At 45.5% G+C, this 13,822-nt stretch carries 9 protein-coding genes; 7 read left to right on the top strand and 2 right to left on the bottom strand.

The window, feature by feature from the left end; genetic code table 11:
• Nucleotides 1-2: 2 nt before the first annotated feature.
• Entirely contained in the window at nt 3-1,238 is a 1,236-nt protein-coding gene (ftsZ, locus tag MU515_RS07360) for a cell division protein FtsZ (protein ID WP_260259781.1), read from the top strand.
• Between the two features lie 96 nt (nt 1,239-1,334).
• A complete protein-coding gene (lpxC, locus tag MU515_RS07355; protein ID WP_260259780.1) occupies nt 1,335-2,252 on the top strand; it encodes a UDP-3-O-acyl-N-acetylglucosamine deacetylase in 918 nt (305 codons plus the stop codon).
• Between the two features lie 74 nt (nt 2,253-2,326).
• On the opposite strand, the gene MU515_RS07350 is transcribed toward lpxC, so the two are convergent.
• Nucleotides 2,327-2,782 (bottom strand): DUF721 domain-containing protein, encoded by a 456-nt coding sequence (locus MU515_RS07350; protein ID WP_260259779.1) that lies wholly within the window; start codon nt 2,780-2,782, stop codon nt 2,327-2,329.
• A gap of 322 nt (nt 2,783-3,104) precedes the next feature.
• Here MU515_RS07350 and secA point away from each other — a divergent pair, with 322 nt between their 5' ends.
• The 5 genes from secA (at nt 3,105) to carB (ending at nt 12,210) form a co-directional block, all read left to right on the top strand.
• Entirely contained in the window at nt 3,105-5,831 is a 2,727-nt protein-coding gene (gene secA / locus MU515_RS07345; RefSeq protein WP_260259778.1) for a preprotein translocase subunit SecA, read from the top strand.
• A 176-nt stretch (nt 5,832-6,007) separates the two neighbouring features.
• Entirely contained in the window at nt 6,008-6,406 is a 399-nt protein-coding gene (gene mutT / locus MU515_RS07340) for an 8-oxo-dGTP diphosphatase MutT (protein WP_260259777.1), read from the top strand.
• Between the two features lie 127 nt (nt 6,407-6,533).
• Nucleotides 6,534-7,343 (top strand): 4-hydroxy-tetrahydrodipicolinate reductase, encoded by an 810-nt coding sequence (gene dapB / locus MU515_RS07335; protein ID WP_260259776.1) that lies wholly within the window; start codon nt 6,534-6,536, stop codon nt 7,341-7,343.
• A gap of 480 nt (nt 7,344-7,823) precedes the next feature.
• The gene (gene carA, locus MU515_RS07330; RefSeq protein WP_260259775.1) at nt 7,824-8,963 is read left to right on the top strand and encodes a glutamine-hydrolyzing carbamoyl-phosphate synthase small subunit; all 1,140 of its coding nucleotides are present in this window, start codon (nt 7,824-7,826) and stop codon (nt 8,961-8,963) included.
• A gap of 16 nt (nt 8,964-8,979) precedes the next feature.
• A complete protein-coding gene (gene carB / locus MU515_RS07325) occupies nt 8,980-12,210 on the top strand; it encodes a carbamoyl-phosphate synthase large subunit (protein ID WP_260259774.1) in 3,231 nt (1,076 codons plus the stop codon).
• 68 nt (nt 12,211-12,278) lie between these two features.
• Here the strand turns inward: carB and gbpA are convergent, their stop codons facing one another.
• A complete protein-coding gene (gbpA, locus tag MU515_RS07320) occupies nt 12,279-13,739 on the bottom strand; it encodes an N-acetylglucosamine-binding protein GbpA (protein ID WP_260259773.1) in 1,461 nt (486 codons plus the stop codon).
• Nucleotides 13,740-13,822: the final 83 nt, after the last annotated feature.

The raw sequence follows: 13,822 nt of genomic DNA, 5'->3' as shown, positions 1-13,822 counted from the left end.
ACATGTTTGAACCGATGATGGAAATGTCTGACGACGCGGTAATTAAGGTCGTTGGTGTTGGTGGCGGCGGCGGTAATGCCGTTGAGCACATGGTACGCGAATCCATTGAAGGTGTGGAATTCATCAGTATCAATACTGATGCGCAAGCACTGCGTAAGACAAGCGTCAACAGCGTCATCCAAATTGGCGGTGATATGACAAAAGGTCTAGGTGCAGGTGCAAATCCTCAAGTAGGACGTGACGCTGCTCTCGAAGATCGAGATAGAATTAAAGAAGAACTCGCTGGTGCCGATATGGTATTTATCGCAGCGGGTATGGGTGGCGGTACTGGTACTGGTGCAGCCCCTGTTATTGCTGAAGTGGCAAAAGAGCTAGGTATTCTTACTGTAGCTGTTGTAACTAAGCCATTTAGCTTTGAAGGTAAAAAGCGTCTAGCGTTTGCGGAGCAAGGTATTGAAGAGTTATCAAAGCATGTTGACTCTCTAATCACTATCCCGAACGAGAAGCTACTAAAAGTACTAGGTCGCGGTATCACTTTGTTAGAAGCCTTTGCAAGTGCGAACGATGTACTTAAGAACGCAGTTCAAGGTATTGCAGAGCTAATCACGCGCCCAGGCATGATCAACGTCGACTTCGCGGACGTACGCACCGTAATGTCGGAGATGGGTCACGCAATGATGGGTAGCGGTGTTGCAAAAGGTGAAGACCGTGCAGAAGAAGCGGCAGAGATGGCTATCTCAAGCCCACTTCTAGAAGACATCGACCTAGCAGGTGCTCGTGGTGTGCTTGTAAACATCACTGCGGGTATGGACATGCGTCTAGATGAGTTCGAAACCGTAGGTAACACAGTGAAAGCCTTCGCTTCGGATAACGCAACAGTGGTTATCGGTACTTCTCTAGACCCAGACATGGCTGATGAAATCCGCGTAACAGTAGTTGCAACTGGCATCGGCAATGAGAAAAAACCTGACATTACTTTAGTAGCAGGCGGTAAAGCAAAAGTTGCACCTGTGGCTCAACCTCAGTCACAACCAGCAGCACAGCAACCAGCAGCGGTGAAAGTAGAAGAGAAACCGGCACAAACATTGCAAGAGAAACCTCAAGTGGCTTCTCAGCCGGCAACTTCTTCGTCAGCAAGCACAGCAAGCACAGCAGGCAATAGCCAAAGTGCGGCGCCAAAAGTAGAAAAAGACGGGTACTTAGATATCCCAGCGTTTCTACGTCGTCAAGCTGACTAATTGCGTCAAAATTTGACATGGTTCTAAAATGTGGTACGATTCGCGGCCGATGAAGTCATCGACCGTGATTTGTAGCACTAATACTGAGGCAAGTAGATGATCAGACAACGTACTCTGAAAGAAATAGTGAAAACGACGGGTGTAGGCCTACACTCTGGTCGTAAAGTAACTTTGACTCTTCGCCCAGCTGCCGCAAATACAGGTGTTATTTACCGTCGTACTGACCTAAATCCACCTGTCGACTTTCCGGCGGATCCTGAATCAGTGCGCGATACAATGCTTTGTACTGCGTTGGTTAACGACCAAGGTGTCAGAATTTCAACTGTAGAGCACTTAAATGCAGCTCTAGCAGGTATGGGTATCGACAACGTAATCGTTGAAGTTGATGCACCTGAAATTCCAATCATGGATGGCAGTGCAAGCCCATTCGTTTACTTGCTACAACAAGCAGGTATCGAAGAGCAAAACGCAGCGAAACGTTTTATCCGTATTAAGAAACCTGTTCGTTTTGAAGACGAAGATAAATGGGCAGAATTTGTACCATTTAACGGTTTCCGTATGGACTTTGAAATTGACTTCAGTCACCCAGCGATCGAATCAGATGAGCAACGCATGCTGTTTGATTTCTCTTCGCAAGGTTTTGTAAAAGAGATCTCTCGTGCTCGTACCTTTGGCTTCATGCGCGACATCGAGTATCTTCAGTCTCAAAACCTATGTTTAGGTGGTAGCTTTGACTGTGCAATCGTACTGGATGATTACCGAATCCTTAACGAAGAAGGCCTTCGTTTTGATAATGAATTCGTAACTCATAAAGTACTAGATGCAATTGGTGACTTGTACATGTGTGGTCACCCAATTATCGGTGAATTCCGAGCATACAAATCTGGCCATGGACTAAACAACCAGCTTCTTCGCGCAGTACTTGCTGACCAAGAAGCATGGGAATGGGTTACGTTCGAAGAAGAAGAAACGTCTCCGGTGGCGTTTGCCGATCCCAGTCTCGTGATGGCTTAAGTATCGAATAGAATCAAAAAAACCAGACTTAACGTCTGGTTTTTTTATGTCTGAATTTTGCTGATACTGAAAAACTATTCTTTATTCGCCAGTTTCGCTAGGCTTTCCAAACGCGCTTTCACTTTTGGTGATGCACCTGACGCAATCATCTTTAAATAATCCGCTGCCGTCTCTGAAATAGGGTCGCGCTTTTTAGCTTCGGCTTGTCGAGGGTTGGTTTTTACTTTGTACAACTCAGGATTGATCTGTACGTCGATAGCAATCAGCCCTGCAAATCCGTTGGATCTCAGTTGGTTGAGAATATTCAATCGATCATAATTGAGCGTCATTTTGATCGCTGCACTGGCGACTTCGAGTACTAATTGACCATCACGAACGTTTGCCGCACGGCAATGGTTGACCGCTGACTTAGGTAAGATCTCTTTTAAGATCTTATTGATCGTCATGATTTCTTGAGCGTGTTGCTGCAGCTTTGAAAAATGGGATTCGGCGATGATATCGTTGCCCAAAGTGGGGCGATGATCTCTCATAATTGTGCCTAGTATTGAATGCTTAGCCCTATTTTAGTCAATGCCGTTACTAAGTGATAGAGGCAAATACGGATAAACTTACGCCAATCAATGACGAAAAATCACAAGTGCTTCAAACAAATCACTTATAGATTGGTCGTTAGTGATAAAATTCCTTAAACTATTTGCCACTTAAACTAGCTACAGCCTTGAAAATCTAAGTTCTCACCACAATATCTTGGGATAAATGATTTATCTCAGTATTCTTAGTTCAAAACTGATAGAGACTGAAGGCATTAAGAATTGATCGTGCCCGATCGAATGATAGAGAGATTCATATAAAATGATAACTAAGCTACTGACAAAGGTAATTGGCAGTCGCAACGATCGTACTTTGCGTCGCCTTAGAAAAATTGTAAAAGAAATTAATAATTACGAACCAACGTTTGAAGCGCTTTCAGATGAAGAGTTGAAAGCAAAAACGGTGGAATTCCGTCAGCGCCTAGAGCAGGGTGAAACACTAGATAAACTCCTACCAGAAGCATTTGCAACTGTACGTGAAGCATCAAAACGTGTGTACGGTATGCGTCACTTTGACGTTCAGCTTATTGGTGGTATGGTTCTAAACGCAGGCCAAATTGCAGAGATGCGTACTGGTGAAGGTAAAACGCTAACAGCAACGTTGCCTGCATACCTGAACGCACTTCCAGGTAAAGGTGTTCACATCGTAACGGTGAACGACTACCTTGCTTCTCGTGACGCGGAAACAAACCGCCCACTATTCGAATTCCTAGGTATGACGGTTGGTGTTAACGTACCAAACATGCCTCCTCAAGCTAAGAAAGATGCTTACCAAGCAGATATTCTATACGGCACCAACAACGAATTTGGCTTCGATTATCTACGTGACAACATGGCTTTCCGTGAAGAAGACCGCGTTCAACGCGCTCGTTTCTTTGCTGTAGTCGATGAAGTTGACTCAATCTTAATCGATGAAGCGCGTACGCCACTTATCATCTCTGGTCCTGCAGAAGATAGTTCAGAGCTTTATGTTCGTATCAATACATTGATTCCTCATCTAGAGAAGCAAGAACAAGAAGACTCTGAAGAGTACCGCGGTGACGGTCACTACACAGTTGATGAGAAATCTAAGCAAGTTTACCTAACTGAAACAGGCCAAGAGTTTGTTGAAGAACTGATGGTTAAGAATGGCCTAATGGAAGAGGGTGACACACTTTACTCTCCAACGAACATTAGCCTACTGCACCATGTAAACGCAGCGCTTCGTGCTCACGTTCTGTTTGAAATTAACGTTGATTACATCGTTAATGAAGAAGGTGAAGTTGTCATCGTTGATGAGCATACTGGCCGTACAATGCCGGGTCGTCGTTGGTCTGAAGGTCTTCACCAAGCGGTTGAAGCGAAAGAAGGCGTTAAGATCCAAAACGAAAACCAAACACTGGCATCGATTACTTTCCAGAACTTCTTCCGTCTTTACGAAAAACTGTCTGGTATGACAGGTACTGCGGATACAGAAGCATTCGAATTCCAATCTATTTACGGTCTAGAAACGGTTGTTATCCCAACGAACAAACCGATGATTCGTGATGATATGGCGGATGTTGTCTACCGTACTGAAGCTGAAAAATTTGATGCAATCATTGAAGATATCAAAGAGCGCGTAGCAAAGGGTCAGCCTTCATTGGTTGGTACTGTATCGATTGAAAAATCAGAGCTACTATCAAACGCACTGAAGAAAGCTAAGATTAAGCACAACGTACTTAACGCCAAGTTCCACGAAAAAGAAGCGGAAATTGTTGCGGAAGCGGGTACACCAGGTGCAGTGACTATCGCAACTAACATGGCCGGTCGTGGTACCGATATCGTGTTAGGTGGTAGTTGGCAAGCTCAGGTTGAAAAACTGAATGACCCATCTCAAGCACAGATTGATCAGATCAAAGCAGAATGGAAAGTGGTTCATGACCAAGTTCTAGAAGCGGGTGGCCTACATATTATTGGTACTGAGCGTCACGAATCACGTCGTATCGATAACCAGCTACGTGGTCGTTCTGGTCGTCAAGGTGATGCAGGTTCTTCACGCTTCTACCTATCAATGGAAGATTCACTACTGCGTATTTTCACTTCTGACCGTATGGCAAGCATTATCCAAAGTGGTATGGATGAAGGTGAAGCGATTGAGTCGAAGATGTTGTCTCGTTCAATTGAAAAAGCACAGCGTAAAGTGGAAGGTCGTAACTTCGATATCCGTAAACAGCTGCTTGAGTACGATGACGTAGCTAACGATCAACGTAAAGTCGTTTACGAATTGCGTGATGAGTTAATGGTTGCTGAAGACATCAGTGAAATGATCGAGCAAAACCGTGCTGACGTAATCAACGCATTGGTAGATGAGTACATCCCACCACAATCTCTAGAAGAAATGTGGGACGTAGAAGGTCTACAAGATCGCCTGAAAAACGATTTCGATTTAGATGCACCAGTGAAGCAATGGCTTGAAGAAGATGACAAGCTATATGAAGAAGCACTGCGTGAGAAGATCCTTGAAACAGCCATCGCAGTTTACAAAGAGAAAGAAGATATCGTAGGTGAGCAAGTGCTACGTAACTTCGAGAAATCAGTAATGCTGCAAACGCTAGATACGCTTTGGAAAGAGCACCTAGCAGCGATGGATCATTTGCGTCAAGGTATCCACCTACGTGGCTACGCTCAGAAGAACCCGAAACAAGAGTACAAACGTGAGTCGTTTGAATTGTTTGAAGGTCTACTAGAAGCACTGAAATCTGACGTTATCATGCTACTTTCACGTGTTCGTGTTCAGCAGCAAGAAGAAGTTGAGCGTATGGAAGCACAGCGCCGTGCACAAGCAGAAGAAGCGGCTCGTCGTGCACAAGCACAACATGCATCTGCAGAAAATCAGCTAGCTGATGGCGAAGAGCAACCACAAGGTCCACAAACGGTAGTGCGTGAAGAGCGTAAAGTTGGCCGTAATGAGCCATGTCCATGTGGTAGTGGAAAAAAATATAAGCAGTGTCACGGCAAAATTGACTGATGCGTCGTTGTAAAGGCTGATAACTGTGTCGGCAATGCTCATTTACACTAGTAAATTCCGCGTCGCCTCCTTGTTCTCAACCATTACAACTTAGCCTCAAATTACAATTGAGAATATGAAGAGTCGCTTAGGCGGCTCTTTTTTTAACTATATAAAAGCGATAGGGAAAGAGAGTGATGAAACGTATTCATATCGTAGCTGCGATTATCTTTAACCAAGATAAGTCTGAGATTTTTATTACCAAGCGTCCGGATGATAAGCACAAAGGCGGCTTTTGGGAGTTTCCTGGCGGTAAAGTAGAAGCAGGTGAGAGTATTGAGCAGGCGATGATTCGTGAACTCAATGAAGAAATTGGTATTACGGTGACGGAACAATCACTGTTTGAACATCTCGAATATGATTACCCGGATAAATCGCTCAAATTCGATTTTATCTCGGTAACCGCATTTGATGGTAAGCCCTATGGGCGTGAAGGCCAGCAAGGAGAGTGGGTAAAGATCGAACAGCTTTCGGGTTATCAATTCCCAGAAGCGAACGTGCCAATTCTAGAGCGTGTGATCCAGCAGTTTGCGTAAATAATGTTGATCTATGTCTCAAAATGCTAGCCTCAACAACGGTTTATTGGTAACTTAGAGGCATAAGATCTTTTTGACTGAGTGAAGATCATTCACTTATGACAGTAAATAACGGAGAAATCGCGCAATGGTAAGAATTGCAATCGCAGGAGCGGCAGGCCGAATGGGCCGAAACCTAGTCAAAGCGACCTACCTAAATTCTGATTCACAAGTTGGCGCAGGATCTGAACGACCAGAATCTTCATTGATCGGTGTCGATGTTGGTGAACTGTGCGGCGAAGGCAAGTTTGATGTGTTCTTAAGTGACGACTTAGCCAAAGAAATTGACAACTTTGATGTCATTATCGACTTTACTGCCCCTGCAAGTACCTTAGCTAATCTTGAACTGTGTAAAGCTCACGGTAAAAGCATTGTGATAGGGACTACCGGATTTACTGATCAAGAACGCGCACAAATCGATGAGATTGCTCAGCAAGTTCCTGTTGTGATGGCGCCAAACTATTCTGTTGGCGTTAACCTAGTGTTCAAACTGCTAGAAAAAGCCGCCAAAGTGATGGGTGACTACTGTGATATCGAAATTGTAGAAGCGCACCATCGTCATAAAGTGGATGCACCATCAGGTACGGCGATTGGTATGGGTGAAGCGATTGCTGGCGCGATGGGTAATGAGCTTAACGACGTGGCGGTATACGCTCGTGAGGGTATTACTGGCGAGCGCACTAAAGATGAGATCGGCTTCGCGACGATTCGAGCGGGCGATATCGTAGGTGAGCATACCGCAATGTTTGCTGACATCGGCGAACGCGTTGAGATCACTCACAAAGCCACCGATAGAATGACCTTTGCTAACGGTGCCGTCAAAGCTGCGGTGTGGTTAAACAGTAAAGACCCAGGGTTTTATACCATGACCGATGTGCTCGGACTAAACGACCTTTAATACATATTTATGCGTCAGCCAAGGCTGGCGCTTTTTGTATCTGTCAAATATGGGTTAGATAATAATCCCGCACTTATGCGTGACTTTAGTTGTTTTTAATGGGTGTTTGTTTGGTGTTTTGCTTGTTTTTGTTTTTAAGTGGTCAAAAATAACAATCTTCTGCGCTTGCTGAACGTTTGCTTTTTGTTGTTCATAAAAATGGCATGTAATTGGTGTCGATATTGATTGGATTTAATTAAATTATCTTCAATTGGAGTTTTTGAACTGTGTAAAGTTGTGTTTTTGGCCTTTCTGATGTGCTTTTTTAATTTAATCTCTATAAATTCAGTTTATTTTCTAATGTTTGTTGACACATGTCACAAGCCTAATTAAAATACCGCCAATTTGTCTAAATATACCAAAAACGCTTTTTTATGGCGAAATGGAAGGCAAAGTTGCAAATTAAATTATTATTTATGCATTTTTATTCTGGAGGTTGTCTTGAGTAAATTAGCACTGTTAGTCCTAGAAGATGGGACAGTGTTCCGCGGTGTTTCCATTGGCGCAGATGGTTCATCCGTTGGTGAAGTCGTTTTCAATACCTCGATGACGGGGTACCAAGAAATCCTTACTGATCCTTCCTATTCACAGCAAATCGTTACTCTTACTTATCCTCACATTGGCAATACCGGAACCAATTCCGAAGACGAAGAATCTTCTTCAATTCATGCACAAGGCCTTGTGATTCGCGATCTCCCTCTTATCGCTTCTAACTTCCGTAATGAACAATCCCTTTCTGATTACCTCAAGTCGCAAAACATCGTCGGCATTGCAGACATCGATACTCGTAAACTAACTCGTATTTTGCGCGAAAAAGGCGCACAAAACGGTTGTATCGTTGCAGGCAACAACTTAGACGAAGCGTTAGCACTGGCTAAAGCGAAAGAATTCCCTGGCTTGAAAGGTATGGATCTTGCGAAAGAAGTTACAACAAAAGAGACGTATCAATGGAAACAAGGTTCGTGGACGCTTGAGGGTGGACTTCCTGAAGCGCAAGCAGACAGCGAATTGCCGTATCACGTCGTTGCCTACGACTTCGGTGCAAAACGCAACATCTTGCGTATGCTTGTTGACCGAGGCTGCCGCCTAACAGTTGTTCCTGCTGAAACTTCAGCAGAAGAAGTGCTAGCACTTAACCCAGATGGCGTGTTCTTATCAAACGGCCCTGGTGATCCAGAACCGTGTACTTACGCAATTGAAGCGACCAAAGTATTCCTTGAAAAAGGTCTACCAATCTTTGGTATCTGTCTAGGTCACCAAATTCTGGCTCTAGCATCTGGCGCGCAAACGGTGAAAATGAAGTTTGGTCACCACGGTGCAAACCACCCTGTAAAAGACCTAGACCGCAACGTAGTGATGATTACTTCACAAAACCACGGCTTTGCTGCGGATGAGAAGACACTACCAGAAAATCTACGTGCAACTCACGTATCACTGTTTGATGGCTCTCTACAAGGTATCCACCGTACAGATAAGCCAGCATTCAGCTTCCAAGGTCACCCAGAAGCAAGCCCAGGTCCACACGACGCGGCACCGCTATTTGACCACTTTATCGAACTAATTAAACAACACAGCGCTTAATTCGGAGTAGTAGATAATGCCAAAACGTACTGACATTCAAAGTATTCTAATTCTTGGTGCTGGTCCGATTGTTATCGGTCAGGCATGTGAGTTTGACTACTCTGGTGCACAAGCATGTAAAGCACTGCGTGAAGAGGGTTACCGAGTTATCCTTGTGAACTCAAACCCAGCGACAATCATGACTGACCCAGAGATGGCTGATGCAACTTACATCGAGCCAATCCAATGGGAAGTTGTGCGCAAGATTATTGAAAAAGAGCGCCCAGATGCGGTACTACCGACAATGGGTGGTCAAACCGCGCTTAACTGTGCTCTAGACCTTGAAAAGCACGGCGTGCTTGAAGAGTTCGGCGTTGAGATGATTGGTGCGACAGCAGACGCTATCGATAAAGCAGAAGACCGTTCTCGCTTCGATAAAGCGATGAAGTCTATCGGCCTTGAGTGTCCACGTGCAGATACTGCAAAAACCATGGAAGAGGCATACAAAGTTCTCGATATGGTTGGCTTCCCATGTATCATTCGTCCATCGTTCACTATGGGTGGTACTGGTGGTGGTATCGCTTATAACAAAGAAGAGTTCGAAGAGATTTGTCGTCGCGGTCTAGACCTTTCGCCAACTAACGAACTTCTAATCGATGAATCACTTATCGGTTGGAAAGAGTACGAGATGGAAGTGGTTCGCGACAAAGCGGACAATTGTATCATCGTATGTGCGATTGAAAACTTCGACCCAATGGGTATCCACACCGGTGACTCAATTACAGTTGCACCAGCTCAAACGCTAACAGACAAAGAATACCAGCTGATGCGTAATGCATCGCTAGCGGTACTGCGTGAAATCGGCGTAGAAACGGGCGGCTCAAACGTACAGTTTGGTATCAACCCGAAAGATGGCCGTATGGTTATCATCGAGATGAACCCACGTGTATCTCGTTCTTCTGCTCTAGCATCTAAAGCAACAGGTTTCCCAATCGCTAAGATTGCTGCGAAACTGGCAGTTGGCTTCACTCTAGATGAGCTACAAAACGACATCACAGGTGGTGCAACTCCAGCATCATTCGAACCAACAATCGACTACGTAGTGACTAAGATTCCTCGCTTTAACTTCGAGAAATTTGCTGGTGCAAACGACCGTCTAACCACGCAGATGAAATCTGTTGGTGAGGTAATGGCGATTGGTCGTAACCAACAAGAATCACTACAAAAAGCACTTCGCGGCCTAGAAGTTGGCGTGAACGGCTTTGATGAAATGGTTGACCTAGATGCGCCTGACGCACTAACTAAGATTCGTCACGAACTTAAAGAAGCTGGCGCAGAGCGTATTTGGTACATCGCAGATGCATTCCGTGCAGGTATGTCAGTTGATGGTGTATTTAACCTAACGCAAATCGACCGTTGGTTCCTAGTTCAAATTGAAGAACTGGTTAACCTAGAGAACGAAGTAAAAGCAGGCGGTTTCGCTGGTCTTACTCAAGATGTTCTTCGCAAGATGAAGCGTAAGGGCTTCTCTGACGCGCGTCTATCTACACTGCTAGGTGTGTCTGAAAGCGAAATTCGTCGTCTACGCGACCAATACGATATTCACCCAGTGTACAAGCGTGTTGATACGTGTGCGGCTGAGTTCTCTTCTGATACGGCTTACATGTACTCATCTTACGATGAAGAATGTGAAGCGCAGCCTACAGACAAAGACAAGATCATGGTTCTTGGCGGTGGTCCAAACCGTATCGGTCAAGGTATCGAGTTTGACTACTGTTGTGTACACGCATCACTAGCACTACGTGAAGATGGCTTTGAAACTATCATGGTTAACTGTAACCCTGAGACAGTTTCTACTGACTACGACACATCAGACCGTCTGTACTTTGAACCAGTAACTCTGGAAGACGTACTTTCAATCGTACGTGTTGAGAAGCCAAAAGGCGTTATCGTTCAGTACGGTGGTCAAACGCCACTGAAACTGGCTCGCGCACTTGAAGCGGCTGGCGTGCCAATCATTGGTACTAGCCCTGATGCAATCGACCGTGCAGAAGACCGTGAGCGTTTCCAAGTTGCTGTTGACCGCCTAGGTCTTCTACAACCAGAAAACGCGACAGTAACGACACTTGACCAAGCGGTAGAGAAATCTCGCGAAATCGGCTTCCCTCTAGTTGTTCGCCCATCATACGTACTGGGTGGTCGTGCGATGGAAATCGTATACGACGAGCAAGACCTACGTCGCTACTTCAACGAAGCAGTAAGCGTATCGAACGAATCTCCAGTGCTTCTAGATAGCTTCCTAGATGACGCAGTAGAAGTCGATATCGATGCAATCTGCGATGGTGAGCGCGTAGTGATTGGCGGTATCATGGAGCATATCGAGCAAGCGGGTGTTCACTCAGGTGACTCAGCATGTTCTCTGCCTGCTTACACGCTAAGCCAGGAAATCCAAGACGTAATGCGTGAGCAAGTTGAAAAGCTAGCATTCGAACTGGGTGTACGCGGTCTAATGAACACGCAGTTTGCGGTTAAAGACAACAAGGTTTACCTAATCGAAGTTAACCCACGTGCTGCGCGTACAGTTCCATTTGTATCGAAAGCGACAGGCGCACCACTAGCGAAAATCGCTGCGCGTGTAATGGCGGGTCAATCTCTAGAGTCACAAGGCTTTACCAAAGAGATTATTCCTCCTTACTACTCAGTGAAAGAAGTGGTTCTTCCGTTCAACAAGTTCCCTGGTGTTGACCCACTGTTAGGCCCAGAAATGCGTTCAACAGGTGAGGTGATGGGTGTTGGTGCAACATTCGCTGAAGCTTACGCAAAAGCAGAGCTAGGTTGTGGCAAGGTTTACCCAGAAGGTGGCCGCGCACTACTGTCTGTACGCGAAGGTGATAAGCAGCGTGTTGTTGACCTAGCGTCTAAGCTAACTAAGCTTGGTTACCAACTAGATGCAACGCACGGTACTGCGGTTATCCTAGGTGAAGCGGGTATTAACCCTCGTCTAGTGAACAAAGTACACGAAGGTCGTCCACACATTCTTGACCGCATCAAGAACAACGAATACACCTACATTGTGAACACGGCTGCTGGCCGCCAAGCGATTGAAGATTCGAAAGTTCTACGTCGCGGCGCACTAGCAGAGAAAGTGAACTACACCACAACGCTAAACGCAGCGTTCGCAACGTGTATGTCTCACACTGCAGACGCATGTGCATCAGTTACTTCAGTGCAAGAGCTGCACGCGAAAGTGAAGCAAAACGAAGCATAAGCTAAGCGCTCAATCAAAAACAAAGCCCGCTCAAATGAGCGGGCTTTTTAGTATCTAAAAGGTTGGCGTTAGTTTATTTTGTCCCAAGCCATTGACCAATGAGAGCCTACGCCGGGTTCAAATTGATTCGCACTGTCACTCCATTGCACGCAGTAACCAGAGTAAGGGAACGCCTTACATTGGTACACTGAGCCATCGGCGGCAAGTACCTTAGTACCTTCGCTGTAGTTATCTAAGCTAGCAGGGAATACAAAGTCGTAGTCATCCGCTGGTGGTGGGGTTTGCTGCTTAATCAAGTGGAAATCGTAATTCTGCTGATCAATCAAATTACCTGATTTGTCTTTGATTCGACTAACCAGAATGTGGTGGCCTTGCTCTGATTTACTTAGCGTCAAGCTCAACGGTAGGTATTGGCCATCGACAAGCTCTCCAGACCAACTTGCAAGCGGCTCACGGCCATGGTTATACACGGTCAATTCTGCTTGCTGATCGCCAACTACGGTCAATGTTAACGCCAGTTCAGTCGGTTGCTGGTCAATAACGTACTCTGCTTCTAGACCATCGATGGTTAACGAATAATCTGGGGCAGGAATATCAATATCGTAACCAATTTCAATGCTCTTTAAGCCGCTATTGGCTTTTACATGTAAGGGGTTATTGCCGTAAACAGGGGTGAACTTGCCATCGCTGTATTGACCCGCTTGCACCAGTGTTTGCTGCTGATTGATTTTGCTCGCTAGAGCGTGCGACCAGTTTTTAGCTTGGGTTAGCTGAGTCGAATCAATGGTTAGCTCGGTGCGATAATTAAGGTTTTCACCCGATTGATCAAATACGCGAGTATAAACAGTGTCACCAATGTTCAAACCCATGCTCGGTGAAATCTGACCGACTTGGTTCCAATCTGGTAATACAGGGCCTTGGCCATCAAACTGAACATCAATCACGTTATAGAAAGAAGCGGCAGTATCACCCACATCCCAAACGGCAAGGATCACTTGGTAACCTTCACGTTCTGGCACCTGACACTGGTGACTAACCTGTTTTGGCGGTTGAACCATGTTGCCATCAATTACGCAGAATGGGTTGAGATCAAATGAGTCGCGGGTCAGTAAAGCATTTGGATTCCAATCTGCTTTAGTGATGTAGTATTTCCAATCTTTGGTTACGTGGTTAGCGGTAAATGTCCACTCGAACGTTTGGCTGCCAGATTGTATCGGTCTTTTAACCCAGCGATCAGAGGTCTGTTCATCTAGTGCAGCTGCAAGTGCCGTTTGAGCACTGGCAATCTTGCCATCCACAGGGCCTGTTTCAGGGAAACCGTCAGGGCCTTCGACACTTTGTGGTTCATATTGAATCGCGCCACAGTGACTGTTTTTTTCATTAGTGTCTGAGGTCGGGAATTTACACAAAGCAGCGCGGCCTGCTGCGATACCATCCTGATATTCTGAAACGTAGCCATGGGCCATTACGCCACCACTGATGGTTGCTAAGGCAAGGGCAATTAGCGTTTTGTTTGGTTGAGTTCTCATCACATATTCCTTTTTATTTGCCGGCAGTGCCGGTACGAGACTGACAATTGAATGCCACACCTCGGCAGGTATAGGTCACTCGA

This window comes from Vibrio intestinalis (assembly GCF_025195085.2).
GTDB classification, from domain to species: domain Bacteria; phylum Pseudomonadota; class Gammaproteobacteria; order Enterobacterales; family Vibrionaceae; genus Vibrio; species Vibrio intestinalis.
This window is presented reverse-complemented; position numbering and strand designations above follow the sequence as displayed.